Annotated in this window: 12 protein-coding genes; 4 read left to right on the plus strand and 8 right to left on the minus strand. The window is 51.3% G+C overall.

The annotated features are described in order from the left end of the window. Positions 1-45: 45 nt before the first annotated feature. Positions 46-1,785: a ShlB/FhaC/HecB family hemolysin secretion/activation protein gene (locus ABJT94_RS06610; protein WP_348483208.1), complete on the minus strand. Its 1,740-nt coding sequence runs from the start codon at positions 1,783-1,785 to the stop codon at positions 46-48. Between the two features lie 495 nt (positions 1,786-2,280). Between ABJT94_RS06610 and tssH the strand changes: the two genes are divergently transcribed. Further along, entirely contained in the window at positions 2,281-4,908 is a 2,628-nt protein-coding gene (gene tssH, locus ABJT94_RS06615; protein WP_348474897.1) for a type VI secretion system ATPase TssH, read from the plus strand. Between the two features lie 24 nt (positions 4,909-4,932). On the opposite strand, the gene ABJT94_RS06620 is transcribed toward tssH, so the two are convergent. The 7 genes from ABJT94_RS06620 to tssI (ABJT94_RS06650) all read right to left on the minus strand — a co-directional run bounded on the left by ABJT94_RS06620 (position 4,933) and on the right by tssI (ABJT94_RS06650) (position 16,752). Beyond that, complete coding sequence (locus ABJT94_RS06620; protein WP_348474898.1) at positions 4,933-5,232, minus strand: hypothetical protein; 300 nt, start codon at positions 5,230-5,232, stop codon at positions 4,933-4,935. A 57-nt stretch (positions 5,233-5,289) separates the two neighbouring features. Further along, positions 5,290-5,703, minus strand: a complete 414-nt coding sequence (locus ABJT94_RS06625) for a DUF4150 domain-containing protein (protein WP_348474899.1) — start codon at positions 5,701-5,703, stop codon at positions 5,290-5,292. A gap of 11 nt (positions 5,704-5,714) precedes the next feature. Beyond that, positions 5,715-6,347 carry a DUF3540 domain-containing protein gene (locus ABJT94_RS06630; RefSeq protein ID WP_348474900.1) on the minus strand — a complete coding sequence of 211 codons (633 nt, stop codon included), beginning with the start codon at positions 6,345-6,347 and terminating at the stop codon, positions 5,715-5,717. A gap of 44 nt (positions 6,348-6,391) precedes the next feature. Then, the gene (locus ABJT94_RS06635) at positions 6,392-7,456 is read right to left on the minus strand and encodes a pentapeptide repeat-containing protein (RefSeq protein WP_348474901.1); all 1,065 of its coding nucleotides are present in this window, start codon (positions 7,454-7,456) and stop codon (positions 6,392-6,394) included. Then, positions 7,449-10,232 (minus strand): DUF2169 domain-containing protein, encoded by a 2,784-nt coding sequence (locus ABJT94_RS06640; RefSeq protein ID WP_348474902.1) that lies wholly within the window; start codon positions 10,230-10,232, stop codon positions 7,449-7,451. Before ABJT94_RS06640 ends, ABJT94_RS06635 begins: the two co-directional genes overlap by 8 nt. Further along, positions 10,229-13,345 carry a type VI secretion system tip protein TssI/VgrG gene (tssI, locus tag ABJT94_RS06645; protein WP_348474903.1) on the minus strand — a complete coding sequence of 1,039 codons (3,117 nt, stop codon included), beginning with the start codon at positions 13,343-13,345 and terminating at the stop codon, positions 10,229-10,231. The genes ABJT94_RS06640 and tssI (ABJT94_RS06645) overlap by 4 nt, the downstream gene beginning before the upstream one ends. Before the next feature lie 251 nt (positions 13,346-13,596). Then, positions 13,597-16,752, minus strand: coding sequence for a type VI secretion system tip protein TssI/VgrG (gene tssI, locus ABJT94_RS06650; RefSeq protein WP_348483229.1), 3,156 nt, complete (start codon positions 16,750-16,752; stop codon positions 13,597-13,599). A 373-nt stretch (positions 16,753-17,125) separates the two neighbouring features. Here tssI (ABJT94_RS06650) and ABJT94_RS06655 point away from each other — a divergent pair, with 373 nt between their 5' ends. The 3 genes from ABJT94_RS06655 to ABJT94_RS06665 are packed head-to-tail and all read left to right on the plus strand — an operon-like array spanning position 17,126 to position 21,972. Next, positions 17,126-17,575 (plus strand): hypothetical protein, encoded by a 450-nt coding sequence (locus ABJT94_RS06655; RefSeq protein WP_348474636.1) that lies wholly within the window; start codon positions 17,126-17,128, stop codon positions 17,573-17,575. A 54-nt stretch (positions 17,576-17,629) separates the two neighbouring features. Beyond that, a complete protein-coding gene (locus ABJT94_RS06660; protein ID WP_348474637.1) occupies positions 17,630-18,853 on the plus strand; it encodes an efflux RND transporter periplasmic adaptor subunit in 1,224 nt (407 codons plus the stop codon). Then, on the plus strand, positions 18,853-21,972 hold the full coding sequence (locus ABJT94_RS06665) for an efflux RND transporter permease subunit (RefSeq protein ID WP_348474638.1): 3,120 nt from the start codon (positions 18,853-18,855) through the stop codon (positions 21,970-21,972). Before ABJT94_RS06660 ends, ABJT94_RS06665 begins: the two co-directional genes overlap by 1 nt. Positions 21,973-22,060: the final 88 nt, after the last annotated feature.

Raw genomic sequence — 22,060 nt, forward strand, 5'->3', positions numbered from 1 at the left:
ACCTCCGCCGGGATACATTTCCTGGCAATCAGTTACGTTAAACAATCAGAACAGTCGACTCAGGCTGAATGTCACTCTGAATCGACTGCCGTCATCAGGCAAGCTACTACCAACCGGAATACCAAGGTCAACACGTGCCTGATAATCCCTCAGGACAGACAACGCCATATAACCGCCTATACTCATAGCACTGGGAGTTTCATCTTCACTGGGGAAGGCATCATTGCGCCAACCCCAGGCCATGTCCCAGAAGGCGGCGAGCTTAATATTACTGATGGGCAAAGCGGCTCCGGGAGACCCGGAAATACCAAAATACTCCACATTGACGATCACAGCGGAGTCAGCCGAGTAAGAGGATTCAGGATAACCACGAACCGTATTCTGCCCGCCGAACCCTATTTGCTCACTCGACGTCAACAAATCATTACTTAACTGCACAGTTCCGGCCAGAGATAGGAACTGATCACCGTAGGATTGAAGCCGCTCAGCGCGGGTGCTCAGTACTGTATATACACCACCGGCAAACTCACCGCTGGCGCCATCCCGGCTGGACGCTGCATCCCCTGAACCCGACAGACCGCCGAGGAACCCGCCAAGTCCCTGAGTTACTCTGGCATCCAGGGTATTTCGCCCCCCGCCCAGAACCAGATCCGTGTTTTCCCACTGCACACCAGCTGACAGTGCCGTCAGGTTATCATCGCTCAACGTCGCATTGCTTTGTTGTGTTCGAGACAATATCTTGGACAGCGTAATATCTGCCGATAACCGGTGTCTGCGGCTGTAGTCCAGCCCCCTGGTCGCTTTCACATAGAACTGATCACTCCCACCACTCAGGTCGAGAGCTTCGAAATCACCCATAACCTGATATCGGGTCAGGCTGTAGCCGATACCCAGGTCTGTATCTTCCCATAGGTAATAAGGCCCCGGCGGAGTGAAATGAGGCAAGGGTGCCGTATAATCTATCTGCCCTGCTATCGAATTCGCTGCAAAAGCCGATACCCTGAGACTGCCACTGAGCATATCGGCATGATCGGTCGGGTTCCGATATTGACCCGCCATGGTAAGCCGGTAAATGCCCGTATCCTCAGTGCCCTGATTATCAACGACCACTGAAGCGGCCAAAGGCTTTTCTTCCAAAACCCTCAGATTCATCTGAGTAGTTCCCGGTTCGTCGCCCGGAGCCAGAGCTGTAGTCAGGTCGATACCCGGGTATGCCGATAACTGAATCAAGGCACGCTCCAGTGCGTCCTGCTGAACCGGTTCGCCAACTTGCCTGCGAAAGGGTACTTTCAGGGTTTCCTGGCCATAAGCCGACTCACCTGTCACAGCAACTGAATGCAACCTGCCAATAACCAGGCGAAGCTGAACAACACCAGATACAACCGATTGTTCCGGGATAATGACTCGAGCAAGTATGAACCCCCTGCTGCGATAATACTGCGTAAGCTCTTTGGTTAGTGCATCAAGCTCCGCTACTGTGAATTCGCCATTCTGCTCCTCCAGATAACGAGCCAGAACAGACTCGATGTCTGAGAGCCTGACATCACTCTCCGGTACATCGAGAAAATCAATCGGCTCAAATGACCGAATGGTAATGAAAGGCTGGGATTCTTCTGACCTGTTTGCGGGCGGTAATTGAGGATTCTGATTATTGTCGAAACGGGCAGGGGTATCGTTCTGGAAATAGTCCGGTGTTTCAGGCAAAGCAGCCGGCGAAACAGAGATTATCAGCGTGATTAAAATCCAGTGCGACAACAACTTGTACATCGAAAATCCCTTGTCCAATAACAGTCCTTGCATTACTGCAGCACTTCCCACATTCAACCAGTCAGATTGACCCCGGAAGAGCGCACATAAAGGCAACAAGATGCCAAAACACACCTGGATTCGCCGAAAACTGACTAGATAAATCGTACTAGGACTGCTCACTATGAACTAATTCACAAACGAAGACCAGCCAAACGCATGATTCCAATTTCTTTCCCATAAGGCCATTAAAAATCAATAACTTATACGACAGTTAACGGCTAACTGTCGGTTCAGCCAATCGACTTACAGGCTATATTGTTCAGGATGAACCCGAATGATGGGTGCTTGCCGCCTGTATTTAGTCCTTTTCACTTCATCTGTTATATGCAAATCTGTAGCTGACGTCATTGAAGGTTAATCCATAGCCACGAGCCAACTTAAAAGCCACTGTCACAACAGACGGCTCTGTTCGGTACACTACCATTCGTGTCTGTTCTGCAATGGAATGCCTGACCAATACAGGATGTAAGCATGATTCCTATAAATATCAAAGGCTTAGTGGCCAAGCTCAACCCTACACTTAAAACAACGCTTGAAGGTGCCGCTGGCCTGGCAATGGCCAATAGCCAATACAACGTTGAAATTGAGCATTGGCTGGCCAAGATTCTGGAACACCCCGATACTGACCTGATCAAAATACTGGATGCCTACGACATTGAGACGGAGGCATTGCTTACTCAGCTGACTCGTAGCATAGAGAACTTCAAAAAAGGCAATACACGACCACCTGCATTGTCACAGACACTGGTAGACCTTGTGACCCAGGGATGGCTACTGGCCTCAGCCGAGTATGGCCATGCTCAGGTAACTACAGGGCACATCATCGCCGCTGCCATGCTAGACGCAGCCCTTTCGAGTCAGTTGAAAAGCGCTCTCCCCCTATTGTCACCACTGTCCGGCGAAGCACTGAAAACCTACGCACCCAGCGTGATTGGATCCACCTCGGAATCAGCGCTGATACAGCAGGCCGGACAAGGAACGGCAACCGGAGGCTCTGCTGCTTCACAAGCAGACCCAATGGCCGGGTCAGCTTTGTCCCGGTTCACCATCAACCTGACTGCCAAAGCCTTAGAAGGGGACATGGATCCGGTACTGGGCCGGGATGAAGAAATCCGCCAACTCATCGACGTACTGATGCGCCGACGGCAGAACAACCCAATTCTTACGGGTGAACCGGGAGTGGGTAAGACAGCGGTTGTAGAAGGCCTGGCTCAACGCATCGTGAATGATGACGTACCACCGCCGTTAAAAGGCGTGCAGCTACTGTCACTGGATATGGGCTTGCTTGAAGCCGGTGCCAGTGTAAAAGGCGAGTTTGAAAACCGACTCAAAGCCGTTATTCAGGAAGTGAAAGAGTCGCCCGAACCGATCATCATGTTCATCGACGAAGCCCACACCATGATCGGGGCAGGCGGCCGTGAAGGCCAGGGTGATGCCGCCAATCTGATGAAACCAGCACTGGCCCGTGGTGAATTTCGAACCATTGCCGCTACAACCTATGCCGAATACAAGAAATACTTCGAAAAAGACCCGGCACTGACCCGGCGGTTCCAGGTAGTGAACGTCGCAGAACCTGATGAAGCCCGTGCCATTAATATGATGCGGGGCATTGCCAAGTCACTAGAGCAACATCACGAGGTGATCATTCTCGATAGCGCCATTGAAGCAGCCGTTAAGCTGAGCAGCCGGTACATCCCTGCAAGGCATTTGCCGGATAAGGCCGTTAGCCTGCTGGATACGGCCTGTGCTCGCGTCGCGCTGAGCCAGGGTTCTACGCCTGCAGTGATAGAAGACGCGCAAAAGTCAGTTTACCAGTATGAAATTAACCTGACACTACTGAAGCGTGAGCAGCTGAGCCACGGCGGACTGGAAGACAAGATCGCTGAGTACAACACATTACTGGCAGAGACCCGGGAACAGTTGACTGAACTGGATGCACAGTGGAAAAAAGAGCTCGATAAAGTGGCTGAGATCAAACAGCTGTTTGAACAACGCGCGAGTGACCCGGAGAACCCGGAATTGACGGAAAAGCTCAACCACGAACGCGTGGAGCTGGCGACCCTCCAAGGCGAGACGCCTATGGTATACCTCAGTGTTGACCAAAGTGCGATCGCGGTCGTCGTCGCCAACTGGACTGGCATTCCAGTCGGGCGCATGGTCAGCGACGAATTGAATTCTGTGCTGCAACTGGCCGATCACCTCAAAGAGCGGGTCGTCGGCCAGGACCACGCACTGAAAGAGGTGGCCGAGGCTATCCGCACCTCAAGAGCAGGCCTGATGGACCCCAGAAAGCCCATAGGCGTGTTCCTGATGATTGGTACCTCGGGTGCAGGCAAGACCGAAACAGCCCTGGCACTGGCCGAATCATTGTATGGCGGCGAACAAAACGTCATCACCATCAACATGAGCGAGTTTAAGGAAGAGCATAAGGTATCTATGTTGCTCGGCGCTCCAGCCGGTTACGTCGGCTTTGGTGAGGGAGGCGTACTGACAGAAGCGGTACGCCGAAAGCCCTACAGTGTTGTCTTGCTAGACGAAATGGAAAAGGCACACCCGGGCATACAGGACATTTTCTACAACCTGTTCGACAAGGGCACCATTAAGGATGGTGCCGGACTCGACATTGACTTTCGCAACACCGTGGTCATCATGACCTCTAACGCCTGCTCAGGTTCGATTGCCGACTACTGCGAAGCAAACCCGACCCCGGATGACAAAGCCTTGCTGGAAGCGGTACGACCAGAACTGCTCACCCACTTCCGCCCGGCCTTTTTGGGTCGGACTCGAATCATTCCATACTTCCCACTGACTAAAGAAGTACTCGCAACCATTGTTGGCATCAACATGAAGCGTATCGAGCGGCGCGTAAAAGAACATTACGGCGCTTCATTCAGTTTCGATGAAACCGTCGTACAGCGCATTGTCGATCAGTGTCAGGACCCGGATACCGGAGCGCGGAATGTAGAGAATGTCATTTCGCGGAGTATATTGCCGGAACTGGCGACACAGAGTCTATCCAGAATGGCGAATGGAGATTCGATAAACGCAGTGCACATTGGGCTAGCCCAAAGTCAGGAGTTCTCCTACACCCTGAGCTAACCAGATCATGATGGAAATGGCCGGTTACTGTGACCGAGCCATTTCTTTTTGCAATGCTTCCTGAGCTTCCTTAAGCGCCTGACCCAAACGCGCGTGAAAGTCGTAGGCTGTCGCCATGGAAACAGCGATCCGGTCACTGATTGTCGCCTGGCCCACGACACTGCGATGAATATTTCCCAGCTCCAATATCACATCACCCCGCCCGACAAAAATATTCAGAACGTCACGATACTTATAATCACAGTCGTCAGCGTAGTTAACCGTCACTTTCTGGACTGTATTGTCGCTTGTTGCTGCTTCGTTTTGTTTTTTATCTTCTGACATACTCTGTTAAATACCCTATATATGTGGCTTAACCGAAAACCAAGTAACACCGAAGCGCTACCTTAACGACATCACTTTAACCTGGCTTGGAACCATCGACATACCAAACGCACCCGGGCTTGCACCATTTTGCCCGGTTGGAGATAGCATTTTTGTGGCTGGCAACCCACCTATCATCAGGTTTGTACTGCCCATCAAATTCCTCGAAGGCCCCATGACCATTCCCGACATTGGGTTCATCATAACACCCGCATTATCGCCGTTGCTCATGGGCGTAATGGTCATCATATTGTGTGCTGGCATTGCCAATATTAAATACTTAACTTGCGACGGAATTGCCGACATTGGTAAAGCAATGTTGGGGTAAGGTATGGGTGTCGGGATCGGACCCGCTGGTGAAGGCACCGGGGTCAGACACACATCGGGCATCGCCATATCGAGGCCCGCCATCTGAGTTTTCACAAAAACCATGACTGTCCCCCTTAGCCCATGTGAATTCGTTCGGCATCAATCTTAAGATCTTTACGAACATCAATAATACTGTGCCTTGATTGATCCAGCTTAAAGTCGCTTACCTGACTCGTCACATTACCTGCCTTTCGTACCTCATTACCCGCGACCATGCTGACAAATGACTTGAGATGGCGACTCATGTGCTGTCCAACCACATTCAGTGTTTGAGAGGCGATTTTCATCGTCTTGCTGCTTAGTACCGTCGTGTCACTATATGATTTCAAGGTGTTGGACGTTAATGACAGGTCGCGCCCTACCAGGTCAAGCTGCTGTCCGGCTAACTTAGTATGCTTGGAGGCTATGGTCACCTCCTCAGCACTGCTAATTGATACAGACCCCGTAAACTCAAGTGCAACATCTCTACCAGACGCTGCCGTTCTTTCCAGAATCGCCAGGATATACAGTCTTGAGGGAGCGACTCTCAACAATAATACGGTGTCACCCTGGCAGGGCTTAATCAAACAGGAAACAGCCTGGCTGGCTCGTTCAATGCCGTTAGGGGAGGTAATCAACACCCCGGATTCAGACACGCTTTCGACGATGGCTTCCTCCAGCCCCTGCACCGCTGCCGGTTGACGTATACTTCGAACAGAACGATCCATAGCCTACTCCTGGTTATCACTAATTTTGGTGTGAATGAAAATCATCAGGCCGCGGGGCCACCCCTTTCCGCTTCTTCTCGATCGGGGTCCGTTTCTAGCGCAACCTTCCGGTTAGACCCCGGCCACTGTGTCTTCTCTTCGATAATTCTATGTAGATTACACCGGTATAGCTCGCAGTCCATAAGGACTGCTTCAGTCAAATCGGCATGGGAGAAATCAACATAAGTCAGATCAGATTTGTTAAAGATGGTGGATATACACACGCCGTTTGTAAACTGAGCCTGCTCTAGCTGAGCTTCAGTGAAATTAGACAGACTAACATCTGCTTCAATAAACAGGGCCTGCTTGGCCGTTGCTCGCTCGAAGTTAACCCCTTTTGCAATTGCCTTAATAAATAGCGCATTGTCGAGATTAGCTCCGCCAAAATCCGCTCCCGAAAGATCAGCATCCGAAAAGCCCGCCTGACTGAGCGAAAGTCCCTTAAAGATCGCTTGCGAAACGACAGACATACTGAACTGGGGTTTTGACAACACAACATCCGAGAAATCGAATTCATGAAGATTAACTTCTCTGAAAAAAGGCGTATCCAATGTAGAGTTTTTAAGGTTTAAGCCGGCCAAGGTAACTTGTATGAAATTGGGCCTGAAAAACTCTCCTTCCGAAAGCCTGATATTGGTCAGATCCCCCTCTAGCCAGGTGGTTGACTCGGCTTTTAAACCAGCCAACGAAGCATCAACAAATGAGGTTTTAAGGAAATTGCACAAAGCCAATGTTGGAGAAATCCATTGAGCTCCATCAAAAGAGCACTCAATAGCACTGGATTCAGCCATCGACAATTCACTAGCCGTCAACTCCGCCAGTGAACACTGAATAAAATTCGATTTGGTGATGGTCGCCTGGTTCATGACCGACCGGTCAAAAATGCACTCCATAAACTGGCACTCATTTATGATCGCACCTGAGAAGTCACAGCCGGTGAAATTTACACGGTGAAATTGTCCATTACTGACATTCAACCCAACCAACGATTCGTTCGAACAATTTTTCTCAGTAACAATTGGGACATCTCCATGACCCTGGACCCAGCGCTCTAATTCAGTTTTATCCACGCTCAGGCCTCCAGTCCTTGAAGAGGGTTTTCTTCAAATTGGCCGAGCGGAAGTCTGTCTCGCCGACTTCAACGCCGTAGAAATTAGCCCCATAGAGGTTCGCCCTGCCAAAATTTGCGGATACCAACCGCGCTTCCTGGAAGGAAGCCTCCATTGCATCACAACGATTAAGGCTGGCTCGTTCCATGTTGGCGCGGTCAAACATCGACAACCGTAGTGATGCCTGGCTAATGTTCGCAGCAAATAGATTGGCATCGCTAAAATCGCAACTATGGAACCGAGACTCGCTCAAATTCGCCTTGTCAAGCTGACTGCCCCGAAAGTTAGCCAGCGACCCGGTTGCATGAGTAAACTTACACTCACTCAATACGCAACCATCAACAAAACGAATGTTCTCCATGCTGCACTCGCTAAAATCAACCCCACTGGCTTTCGCTCCCACAAGGTTTGCACCATTCAGTGATGAACCTGAAAACCGAGACCCGGCAAGCTGGCAATAAACAAAATTACTAGTATCCAGCTTGCACCGTTCGAATACGCAGCCTGTCATGTCCAACTCATTAAAGATGCAGCTCTCCATCTCGCAGTCAGAAAAAGAACTCCCTTTAAGATCAGCTTCAAGAAAACCATCCATGCCGCATTTAAAGACACAGTTGATGAATACTGCTCCCTTAAAGCGGGAACGACCTAACGTTGTGTCATCAAATTCGCATTGCTCAAACCGGGCGTTAGTGAAATCGCAAGCGCCCAGGTTACATTCGCTAAACGTACATCCAACGATCTGTGCCTCGGTGAAATTCGCATGCGCAAATACAGCCCTGGAAAAACGAACATTCTCAAAGGCAGAATCGGTTAAATCAGCATATTCGAAGTAGCCCCCTTTAAAAGACTTCTCGATGAGTATCAGTTTAGGCAAGCTAGTAAAGGCAAGCTCCACAAACTCAAACTCTCGGTTACTCCCGACCAGGCTTTGAAACTCGACAACCAGGCCGGGCTCTTTACCCTCATGAGGAGAGCGCGACTCTTCAATAAAATGAGCACTTTTGCAATACCCACTCTCGGCAGATTCAAGCGATTCATTGATTTTTTCAGCGGTCTCATTCAGAGAGTTGAGCTGAGCCAAAATGGGCGCCGGATCTACCCCAAGTGACTGCGTGACCATTAGGTTTTTACGTGTTTCGCTCATTTGCGATTCAATACTAGCCCAGGCAGCATTTACTTCGTCTCGTATTCTAGGCAGCACCGGCGGAAGCTTTCTTTCAGCCAGTGCACGCTCCATGTCTTCCGCCATGCCTACAGTTGATGGTTCAGCCCTGAGCTGCTCTATTCGCTCCTGAATACCCTCCATGGCCTTTTGTTCTTCTTTCTCGGCCATTGACTTCATATACTCATTGAGCTCATCAATTGCCGATAGATCCATTTTCTCCAAGTCAACGGCGTTCGGATTATTGGGGTCCTTCGGGGCTATTTTATCCAGGATGGACTGTATCTGCCGACCCATTTCAGTATCGTCAACAGACTGTTTAGACTGTAATTCACTAATCGACACCCCATCGAATCCATATTCACTAAGAGGACTGCCACTGGCCTCGTTCTGCTCGTTGATCTGTGCTTCCAGTTTCGCAGTTTGGTTATCGGCATAGGTGTTAAACTGATCACGAGCCACTGAATTATCTGTTTCGGCTTCGGACATGATTTGTTTGAAACCACACATTACGCCCTCAGGGATCAGTGCATCTGTGCTGAAGCTGTAAATAGCGCCTTTCTCAGGGTCGGTCCGCTTGATAAATTGGTCTTTATAATGAGCTATATCGCGAGGTGTATCCGCCTGGTTTTCATGGGCTATCAATAGATCGGAAAAATGCAAGGGTGTCTCAGTAGACAATTCCATGACACCCCGGTGTATGATGACGCCACAATCCTGGTTTGGGAAAAACCAGACCGTATCGATCTGGTTCTCAAGCTCAACAAGTTTAGTATCACTTCCAGAGGTGTCAGCAAGAAACAGTCGAGCATTAATCTGGGGTAATATTCCCGATAGTTCCGGATACTCAAGATTCATGCTAGAGATGCGAAAGCGTTCCCCACCCTTTGGGTAATCTTCGAACCACTGGTCCTGTGCGGCACAGCAAAAGTAGGTCGGATCCATGTCGGGCGGAAAACCCGGCATATAGCGGTTAATGTATTCCTCGTCGTAGGTACCCGCCAACTGGCTTCGCGGCTGCCAGGTCACATCAACATTACCTAATGAAGCCGGCCTGGGCTTATCGTTCTTAGAACTGACCAGTGCATCAAGGTATTCAACGTTTGGCAGAGGGTACCGTTTGACACCTTCGTACGTCACACCGGCTATCCCTTTACCAACCGGATTACTCAAAAAATTTTCACCACCAAACGCTTGCTCATATGTCAAAGGTAATTCGGCTATAGGTTCTGGTCCTTCAAAACTGGTAGTACTCCAATAACGATCACCGAATACAGCAAGCGACTTTTTACACTCACCGCATTCGACATGAACTGTACCACCGGGTACCGGCTCTGGGGACAAAAACGACCCTGCTACCAGGAATTCAGCTTTGAATTTAGGCAACCCCACATCTAAGGCCTGACCTTGCGGCAATGCCTCCAGCACACAGGGCCACAGATCTTTTTCAAGCAGCGGTTTTCCCGTTGACAACTGGAAACCCCATAAAGAAGCAACAGAAAGAAGCTCCCTTTTATCCATTTCAAGATTTCGGTGCAGCACACCCGAATGTAGGGACTTAATAACTCTCATCCAAACATTTCCAAAGCAGTTGCTTGTGAAAGACCCATAGTATATTGGGCTAATTTAATTTGACTATTCTGCAATTTCATAACGCTTTGCTCAATCTTAGTCGGAGGCTCCGCTTCAAATTTGAAAAACCCAACATATGTCTTTGCTTCCATACCAATGACAGAGACCTCTGTCTTTCCTGAATTCAATTTCATTTCCACGCCAACACCGTGTACTTTCATGTCAACGTCAAGTGCATTTGCTGTAAATCCGACATTCGCACTTACATTTATGGAAGCGAACAATGTCGCGGAAATATCCATAGAAAACTTTAAATTAGCTCCAGATGAGATCTTTGCGGATGTCGTGTTTGAGTAGTCAAACTCGAACTCGGCAGTGCCCATGCCTGTAGTCGACTTTGCATTGAAAGTCTTGACTGCCCCTGTTAAACGATCTTTCTCAGTCGTTACTGTTGAAACCCGACCATCGTCGTGAAGTGTTGTAGTACTGTCGTAATAGAGAATTTTATTTGCGTTCCACTTTTTCTCGGTTGATACACCACTCTTGGAATGAGTATACGAAGCCGGGTTTCCATCATCGCGCAACTTCACTTCAACTGCGGTGTGGCCCGTATAGCTGACATCCAGCGTAGACCCGCGAGCTACGCTAATGGCATTGCCTTCCCTAAAGTCATAGGAATCACCAAATTCTTTGGTGGTCCAGACGGTATCCGAATGCCATTGACCGGGTATGCTTGTACTATTTCCGCTACCAGCATCTGGCCACTCTATTTCAGTCCACCCCGGTCCGCCTTCCTTAGGCAGATCACCCCATATCTTGGAGGATTCATCGATATCATCTTTTTTAGGAACCCTAACGCGGTTTAGCGCGGCAACTTGACTGATGTGCGCTTCTTCGTAACTGTTCCCTAAATTGTAATTCCAGTAACCACCGAAGTCGTAAATATTGCCTTCTTGTGTCGTAACGGTATCGAAACTGGACATTCGTACATCTGCGCCCTGAAGTACCGTAATAAAGTCATTAATGCCCACGGTACTATCAAGGTAAGCCTTCATCCCAGTGGGCGCATAGGAACGCACCGAAGGATCCGTAAAGTTTAACAGCATGTCACCCAGTAGCGAGGGATCGGTGTCGGCAGCCCTTCGTTGTGAAGGATTAGGTGGGTAGCCATTTATATATTGACCATAGCGATCCTTCGATTCCATCCATAATGCACCGTTAGTTCGAACCCTGACACCGTCAGCTTCCTGATTGTGATACTGGTGATTGACATCTGTTGTATCGAACGAGAATATGCGCCGTCTAACCGTGTCTGTTCCACTGGAATAGTGGGCGATATAAACGCCCTCGGGCAACGGATCTCCAGAGTTAATATTGGTCGCAGGATCGTTGATTGAGCTTTCCGGGCGTACCCAATCAGCGGGCTGGTTTGCAGTTGCAACCACTGTCGGGCTCTGCGGGTCAAAGATTTCTGCACCCGGATCCGTCCAGCCAACGTCGTTAGTCACTTCCAGCGGCGAAGCCCCCAAAAGGCTAATCGGATCGTTTGGCGTGCCTACACGAATCCACGAGCTGGCCATTGCTGACTGGAATACCATGCGTTCCTTTCCAGCTTTATCTTCCATTCGGATCCGGTTATTACCAGCCGAACGGATAACTGACTCACTTTGATTCTCCGAACTCACCGGGCTGGGCGATGTTGCCGACGAAACAGCCCCGGCGATCACCGGGCGATCAGGGTTACCGTCAATAAACGTCAGCAATACCTCGGTACCCTTGGTTAGCGGGAACTGCATGCCTTTCCCTTCCCCGGCATAAGGTTGCATCATTCGAACTCGAGCACTGGCTTTCCCATCAAGATGTTCATCGTTTATATCGAAAGGCAACCTAACCTTGTAACGACCTTGTTCATCCAACTGGGCGTATGGGCTTTCCTGCTCTCCATCAATTTTGCCATGCAACGTACCAGATATGCGTGGGCGATCTGCCGTACGTGGATGCCGGTATTGTCGGTCGGCTGGAATCGCTGTAAAAGCGTTGCTGTAAATGTTTATCTCAGCATCGTCACTCAAGCTGCCTATCACAGACGTCTTCAGTAGATTGGTCTGATCACCCTCATGGGTCACGCTGGTAACCATATACTCCTGGTTAAATGCTGAACGGTAATGCTGACCCAGGTTAAATTTAAACCCCGGGGTAAGAAACGGGACAGTACTCTCACCCTGAAACTGCTGCTTGGTACACAGCAGCTCTTCAGCCCGGAAAGCTATGAGCCGTTCACCTTCTTCGGGCGTCGCGTAATGTTCGCCATAGAGAAACGTCTCGCCACGGCCATCCGGGTCGACATCGGCGTGAACCGCCATTTCAAGCGAGGGGCGCTCGGGGTTGTGATCCTTCATGACAATACGGTTGGGCAGTTGCTTCTGGCTGCAACTGAAGTTCAGAATAATTTCATCCAGATGCCCTTGTTCCATACCAGTTTTGGGGGAATAGACCAAGTCGGCACCTTGCTTGAAGGGCTCATGGCTGAAGCTGCTGTCTGACAGCACAAGCTTGTCGCCATCGATGTCGTGATAGAAATAGTAGTAAACACCCTCTCGCTCAAGCCAGCGCGAAACAAAGTTGAAGTGGCTTTCACCGTACTGGCACACATACTCGACGGGGTTGTAGCTTCCTTCAAGCGCGCTCAGATCATAGTCGAGCGAGTCCATACCGCCATCAGCCAACGCGCCTTCCACAATCTCCGGCACGGTTTTATCCAGAAAGACCTGATTATGCTGGGTCTGCATCAGCCACCAGACTTTGGGAACCAGTTTAGCGCGATAGAAGTAGTGGTTACCGTAGGCATGCAACTGATCAAACTTGGCTAAAATGCCGTTGTAAGCGACATCGTCACCACTTTCTCGGCGAATGGTGAACACCGCCTGGGATTGCAGAATGGCCGACATATCAAGGTCTGGCTCGGAGGATACCAGCATAATCTCGAATTCATAAGGAGTAGAGATGGCCTCCAACCCCTTAAAACGAAGCACAGCAAAGGTGTTTTCACTAGCCTCGGATGCGTATGAAACGAAGGTAAAGCGTTGCGTCGTAGGGTCTTGAAAGTAGTCCATAGTTGCTCCAAGCTCAGGCCACAATAAATGCACATCGCCATATTTATCGATTACTACTCTAATTAGAGGCACTCTAACCAGCATTCGCTCTAGCAAACACACCTAACCACAGCACTATCCTGCTGTAATTGTTCATTTACGAGCAATACAATCGCTGCCTGCAGAATACTGCCTAAACTTGTCTGCTTAAATTCTACCTGTAACCCATATTTTGCTACTTACGTCGCTGGATATCCTTAATTCATATTAAACTAGCCCTTCATATCAAGATTCACAAGATCGAGATTAAAGTTCCCTTTTTTTATCCTAACACCTTGCTCGTTCTTCAAAATAATGTGACCATTTTTGATTTCTACCAACGCTTTATTTTGAACATCTAGCACTCTACCCGTGTAATTCTTAACCGAACCACCTGGAAACGAAACTTTCTGCTTGTTTGCAATCAAGTCCATTTCAACACCAAGTCCATTGGCCTTTATATCCAAGGCTACTGCTGGGTTAAGGGACAAACTAAAACTCGCTGAAAGATTAACAGCGACAGCTGCAGAAACCGCCGCATCCATTGTAAACTTCAAACTTGTTCCTACTGAAACCTTGGCAGATGCAACATTCGAAAAATCAAATTCAAACTCTGCAGTCCCCATACCAGTAGTAGACACAGCGCTAAAGCTTTTTACTCCGGACGTCCCTCTATTATAGTGGGTTTCAACAGTATCAAGAGAGTGACCACTGTCGGTACTAGTACTGTCATAGATCAGTTGACCTTGCTTATCCCACTTTCGCTCTTTATTGACCCCACTTTCAGAATGAGAATAGTATGCTGGCTTAGATGGATTATCACTTTCATCTTTCCGCAACACCAATTCAATATTTCGATGTCCTTTGAAAGAAATATCAAGGCTGTCGCCATCGTGAATAGATATAGCGTCACCAACATGAAGGTCGTAACTGTTTCCAAACTGCTTGGTTGTCCAAACATCGCCGGAAGACCAATTTCCGCTTAAGGTTGTATCTTCAGCAGCAATATTCGAGCTACCTATACCAGTGCCGCCAGTTGTGGAAGGCCAGCTTACACCTGCCCAGTTAGGTCCCGCCTCATTGAGAATGTCCACTTTATCCAGTGAGTTTAATTCCGCACTCTGGTTAATATGTGCTTCTTCATAGCTGTTTCCGAGATTGTAATTCCAATAACCACCGAAGTCATAAATATTGCCTTCCTGAGTGGTTATGGTATCAAAGCTGGAAACGTTGACCTGTGCCGTTGGCATCAGTTGCTTAATCGACTTCCCAGCTCCCAGTGCAGTACCATCGTGATAATTCTTTAGACCGGAGGGTGCGTAGTCATTTTCGAGTTTATTTAACAAAGTGCCAATGTAAGCGCGCCCCTGGTCAGTCCCTCCCGCCTTATTGTAATAGTCGGGATACCCATCAGTATACAAACCATAACGATCCATAGACTCGATCCATACAGATCCGTTTGAAAAGAGTCTTATCCCGTCAGTGACTTTTTTGTAATAGGGATGCTCCGAATCATCAGTATCAAATACGAACAGTCGTCGTCGAGCTGTATTACTGGCAGCGTTTTCTTCAGCCCCGGTATGAACATACTGAACGATATACTCTCCTTCATCGTCAAGAGCTTTACCTTGATAATCAGTTGCAGAATTGCTATCTACTTCCGACTGCTTTCGAATCCAGTCGATGGAAATTGGCGTTGGATCATATGTTGATCCATCTTCTTGAATCCCGTGTCCCATTTGATCAGGTGCGCTATCGCTACCCCATATTTCACCGGTTTTAACATAAGCTATGGAACTTCCCGACAAAGAGATTGGGTCATTGGGAGCGCCAACACGGAGCCAGGAATTCGATGAAGGGCTTTCGAACATTATGCGCTCGGCACCTGCTTTATCTTCCATCCTGATGCGATTATTTCCTGCCGACTTGATAACCGACTCACTCTGATTACCAGCACTGACTGGACTAGGGGCAACCTCAGAAGAAATTGCACCTGCAATAACAGGGCGGTCTGGATTACCATCGATAAACGTTAGCAGTACTTCTGTTCCTTTGGTTAACGGAAACTGCATGCCTTTACCTTCGCCGGCGTAAGGTTGCATCATCCGAACCCGAGCACTGGCTTTGCCATCGATGTGCTCGTCGTTGATATCGAAGGGTAGTTTTACTTTATAGCGACCTTGCTCATCCAATTGTGCATACGGGCTTTCTTGCTCACCATCAATCTTCCCGTGTAAGGTACCGGAAATACGCGGTCTCTCCGCCGTGCGAGTGTGGCGATATTGACGGTCGGCGGGTATGGCGGTGAACGAATTGCTGTAGATGTTGATATCAGCGTTTTCGGTCAGACTGCCAATCACCGAGGTTTTCAACAGATTCGTCTGGTCGCCCTCGTGAGTCACGCTGGTGACCATGTACTCCTGGTTAAATGCCGAGCGGTAATGTCGGTTCATGTTGAACTTGAACCCGGGTGACAGAAACGGAACCGTGCTGTCTCCGTGAAACTCTTGTTTCTGACACAGCAGCTCTTCTGCTCGGAAAGCCACCAAACGTTCGCCTTCCTCCGGCGTGGCATAGTGTTCGCCGTACAGGAAACTTTCACCCCGACCATTGGGATCGACATCGGCACGTACCGACATTTCAAGCGACGGTCGCTCCGGGTTGTGGTCCTTCAGTACAATGCGATTGGGCAGTTGTTTCTGGCGACAGGTGAAATTGAGAATGAGCTCATCGAGGTGACCCTGTTCCATTCCGGTCTTCGGTGAATAGACAAGATCTGCCCCCTGCCGAAAGGGCTCGTGACTGAAGCTGCTGTCTGACAGTACAAGTTTGTCGCCATCGATGTTGTGATAGAAGTAATAATAGACACCTTCTCGTTCAAGCCAACGCGATACGAAATTGAAGTGGCTCTCACCGTACTGGCACACGTACTCAACCGGGTTGTAGGTACCTTCTAGTGCAGAAACGTCGTAATCGAGGGAATCCATGCCGCCATCGACCAGCGCCCCTTCAATGATCTCCGGGACGGATTTGTCGAGAAACACCTGGTTATGCTGTGTCTGCATCAGCCACCAGATTTTGGGCACCAGCTTGGCGCGGTAAAAATAGTGGTCGTTGTAGGCATGAAGCTGATCGAATTCAGCAAGAATACCGTTATAAGCAATATCCTCACCTTTGTCGCGATGTATGGTAAAGACTGCCTGGGATTGAAGCAGAGCCGACAAGTCAACATCCGGGTCGCCTGAGACCAGCATTATCTCAAACTCGTAAGGAGTGGAAATGGCTTCCATTCCCTTGAAACGTAAAACAGCAAAGGTAGTTTCGGTGACGCCGGAGGCATAAGACGTAAACGTAAAGCGCTGTGTCGTAGCGTCTTGGAAGTATTCCATTGAGGTGCTCCGTGCTCTATCAGCGACAACCGGCAATGGATCGACCGTTGCTGTACTGGTCCCTACTCGACAAGGGTCGTCGACAATTCGGCGCCACCCCCACTCTCATACTTAATTTCATAGTACTCGCGTCTGTAGACAGATCAAGCCCACCCCCTAAAAGACCTGTGGTTCAACTAGGCCATATGAATAGTCACAGTCAATAAGCCTCTGATTTAATGGGTTTTTATTCGTACCTACCAGACAAGCCACCTTTTTCCTTATAGGCCGGAGCCTGGGATGACGTCCCGTTTCAAATCCAATTAACCCAACGTTCAGTATTGACTGAACGAACTGAACACATCAAACTACCACCAACTGACCGGAGACCGACATGACTGACCCAATTGAAAACTTCATCGAACTGATGGGCATGACTTATCAGGTAGACGGTGCACCTCGGATAGCGGGCCGTATTTTTGGACTGCTGTTGGTTGAAGATGAGCCATACGCCTTGCAAGACATAGCCACCCGATTGCAGGTCAGTAAAGCCAGCGCGAGCACCAATGCCCGGTTTCTGGCCGAAAGAGGGGTCATACGCCTGACCTCCAAACCCGGCATTCGTCAGGATTTTTACGAGTTGGTACCGGATGTGTATCGACAGATGGCGTTAAAGGTCAGTGCACGAATGATGCAAGTCTCCAATCAAATTGCCGAGGTTCACGAAGCGATACCCTCAGAGCAATCTATCGCTCGCGACCGCATTGCCAATTTAGCCGAATGTTACCGGCTGGCCTCAGAAACAGCGATCGACTGGTCCGATCGACTGCCGCCCTCAAAATAAGCAATCGCCCGATACATCACCGCTTACCCACTTACCGATTTACTGGATCCACACATGACTTCAGAAACATCTTCAAATGCCAAGCCCGAGTGGGCCATGAGCAAACGCGAATTAATGAATGCCGAACGCGCTCGTCAGGGACTTCCGCCTAACAAGCGTCGCCGCTGGCCCTGGTTACTGGCGCTGATCCCGGTCGCCGTCGCCGGGGTGGTATTTGCGTCCCAGGGCGAACCGGATGTGGCCAGTGCTGCCCAGGCTGAACCGGCCGCTACCGAATCCGTTTTGCGCATCAGCGCATCAGAAATTACCACGCTCGAACAACAGCGCCTGGAACAACGCTTGCGGGTAACCGGCACGTTAAGCCCGGTTGAAAAGGCACGGCTGTCGTCTCAGGTGAATGCTCCGGTGGCCCGTATTGTGGTCAGGCCTGGCGATTCCGTTGAACAGGGCGACGTGCTGGTCGAAATGGACGCCACCAACCTGACCAACCAATTGAATCAATTGACCAACACCGCTCGGGCGACACAGGCACAACTGACGCTGGCGCAACGCAGCCTCGACCGGGGGGTTCGCCTGGCCGAGCAAGGCCTGAGCCCGGCGTCGTCCATTGAAGAGTTGCGTGCCAATGTAGAAGCCCAGAGTGCGACTCTGGCCACTCAGGAATGGCAGATTCGGGCCGCCGAACAGGCGGTGGCTGATGCGGTCGTGCGGGCGCCGTTCAAGGGTCAGGTGTCGTCGCGATCGGTTGAACCCGGTCAATATGTGTCGGTTGGCACCCCCCTGGTCACCCTGGTTGACCTGACTGCGCTGGAAATGCAGGCCAATCTGCCCGTCAATGCGGCCACACTGGTTGAACCGGGCCAGCTGGTCACCATAGACGTCGACAGTGCCCAACCGTTCAGTCTGCAGGGCACGGTCGATCGCATCAATCCGGTTGCACTGGATGCGACCCGGACGCTGCCGGTTTATATCCGCATAACGGAACCGGATGCCCGCCTGCGTGGCGGCCTGTTTGCCACCGGGAATATCATCATCAGTACCCGCGATAACGCCCTCTCCGTTCCGGCCGAGTCCGTGCGGTCCGACGCTGAAGGCGATTTCGTCCTGCGCCTTGAAGCCGATCATCTGGTGCGCCAGCCCGTCACCGTGGCCGGCAAATGGGACTCGGGCACACGCCTGGAAATCGCCTCTGGCCTCTCGGTCGGTGACACCCTGATTTCAGCCCCCTTACCCGGATTAAAAGCCGGAGACCGCATTACTGTTGAAGGGGTTAACTGATGTTTCTAACCCGTATCAGCGTCAACCAGCCCGTATTTGCGACCATGATCATGGTCGCGATTATGGTGTTTGGTTTTTACTCTTATCAGCGCTTGCCCATCGAGCAATTGCCGGATGTCGACTTTCCGGTTGTCGCCGTGGTGGTCAGTTACCCGGGTGCCTCGCCTGAGGCGGTGGAACAGGATGTGATCGAACCCATTGAGGAATCGGTCAACACCATCAGCGGCATCGATTCGGTGCAGTCTACCGCCCGCTCTGGCCAGGCATTGATCATTCTGATGTTTGATATGGATGTCGCATCCAGCACCGCTGCTCAGGAAGTCCGTGACCGCCTGGCGACGCTGGAGGGCTCTCTGCCCAGCAACGCCAACGACCCGATGATCCTGCGCTTTGATCCCGGTCAAATGCCGATCATGTCAGTGGCCGTCAGTTCCGATTCCTTATCGGCCGGAGAACTGACAGCGCTGACCGAAGACATCATCGCTCAACAAATCTCTGTCATTCAGGGTGTTGGTGAGGCCACCGTTATCGGCGGCATCAACCGGCAGGTCAGTATTCTGATCGACCCGGACAAGCTGACGGCGTTTAACATCGGCATTGGCGACGTTACCGCCGCCCTGTCACAGGATAACCAGAACCTGCCCGCGGGCTCACTGGAATACGATCAGGCCGTCCAGGCCATTCAAGTCGAAGGCCGCATTGAGCGTCTCGATGACTTTCTCGACGTTATTGTTGCCCGCCGCGGTGGCCAGCCAATTCGACTGGGTGATGTGGCCCGGGTGGAAAGCGGCCAGTCCGACCGGGAAAGCATGGCGTTGCTGAACGGCAATCAGGCGCTGGCGATTGATATCGTCAAGACGCAGGGTGCCAACACGGTCGGCGTTGCCGAGGCCGTTCGAGCTGCCGTCAGTCGTTTGGAAGCAGAACTCGCCAGCGAAAATGTTAGCCTGGAGATCGTGCGCGACAATGCCAAACCGGTTGAGCAATCCTTCCACGCCGTGCAGAACATGCTGGTTGAAGGTGCGGCCCTGGCGGTGTTGATTGTGTTTTTGTTTTTAAACTCCTGGCGCTCGACCATCATCACCGGGCTGACACTGCCGATTTCCATTATCGGCACCATGATTGCGCTGCACTTCTTTGGCTTTACGCTGAACATGATGTCTCTGATGGCACTGTCACTGGCCGTTGGCTTGTTGATCGACGATGCCATTGTGGTGCGTGAAAACATCATGCGCCATTTGCATATGGGTAAGGGGCATCGCCAGGCAGCGCTTGATGGCACCAACGAGATTGGCCTGGCGGTTCTGGCAACCACCCTGTCGATCATTGCGGTTTTCCTGCCGGTCGCCTTTATGGACGGCATTCTCGGCCGCTTTTTCCTGCAGTTTGGCGTAACCGTCTCGGTGGCCGTACTGATTTCCATGTTCGTGGCCTTTACGCTGGACCCGATGCTGTCGAGCGTCTGGTATGACCCGGCGGCAGAACCCAATGCCAAGCGTGGCCCAATCGGCAAGGCGGTCGCCGCTTTTGACCGGTTATTCACCAAATTGCAGAACGGTTACAGCAAAGTACTCCGCTGGAGTCTGCGCCATCGCAAATCGACGCTGGCGCTGGCGTTGTCTGCCCTGATCGGCAGCTTCGCACTCTTCCCCCTGGTCGGGGTTGAGTTTGTACCGGCGACAGACACCAGTGAATTGCAGGTCGACCTGGAAACTCTCGACGGTTCCAGTCTGGAATACACGGCGACCAAAGCACGCCAGGTCAGCACGCTGCTGCAAGGCATGCCTGAGGTCACCGGCACCTACACCACCGTCAACGCGGGCACCAATGCACAGGGAAGCAACGCAGCCACCATCATGGTGTCTCTGGTGTCGCCCTCGGAACGCGACCGGACCCCGGTTGAACTGACCATTCCCATTCGCGATGCGCTGGCGACGATTCCGGGTATCGACGTTAAGGTCGGTGCCGCCGGCAGCTTTGGCGGAGGCGTCACCGCGCCGGTGCAGGTCAATCTGTACGGGGATGACTTCGGCACCTTGCGCCGGCTGTCGGATCAGCTTCGCGCAGCCATGGCTGACATCGATGGGTTAACAGACATTGAATCGAGCCTGACCGCTTCACAGCCGGTACTGGGTGTCCGGATCAACCGCGATGCGGCCAGCGACCTCGGCGTTAGCCTGCAACAAATTGGCGCCACCCTGAGGCCCATGCTGGGCGGCGAGGAAGTGGGTGATTGGACCGACCCGCTCGGCAACAGCTTCACTATGGTGGTTCGCTTGCCTGAGACCGACCGCAACGACCGCGATGCGCTGGCGAGCCTGCCAATTTCACAAAGCGGCGCGACCGGCAGCCAGTCGATCGTACGGCTGGATCAGGTTGCCGATATTGTCGAATCGACCGGACCGTCTGAAATCAACCGGCTGGATCTGTCACGCCAGGTTACCCTGTCGGCCAACATCGCCGGTGTAACCCTGGGGGACGTGACGCCGCAATTGCAGCAAGCGATAGACCAGCTGTCATTGCCAGCCGGTTACCGCGCCAACATGGGCGGCGATGCCGAACAGGTTGCCGAGACAGCCGCCGCTGCCGGGTCGGCACTGCTGCTGGCGATCATTTTTATCTATCTGGTACTGGCCTCCCAGTTCGGCAGCTTCCTGCAACCGGTTGCGATCATGGCGGCATTGCCGCTGGCCCTGGTTGGTGTCTTGCTCGGTCTGCTGGTTGGTGGCAGCACGCTGAACATGTATTCGATGATTGGCTTCATCATGTTGATGGGGCTGGTGGTCAAGAACGCCATTTTGCTGGTCGATCATGCGAACCAGGGGCGACGTGATGGACTCAGCCTTTACGATGCCCTGGTGCAGGCCGGCACCACCCGGTTTCGCCCGATCATCATGACCACCCTGGCGATGACGTTCGGCATGCTGCCGATGGCGCTGAGCCTGCACGAAGGCAGTGGTCAGAACGCACCCATGGCACACGCGGTCATCGGTGGCTTGCTGAGTTCAACCTTGCTGACGCTGGTCGTCGTTCCGGTGGTGGTCACCTACATGGACCGACTGGGCAACCTGACCCAGCGCATCCTGCCCAAAGCGCCTCTTGATCACGAGCCAGCTTAAGCGATGAACCGTACGCTGGTCGGTGCGCTGATAATTTCACCGCACCCGACCAGCATTAACCCGGGCACAACTACCCGCTTTATGCACC

This window comes from Saccharospirillum sp., from assembly GCF_039982735.1.
In the GTDB taxonomy this organism is placed as follows: domain Bacteria; phylum Pseudomonadota; class Gammaproteobacteria; order Pseudomonadales; family Natronospirillaceae; genus Saccharospirillum.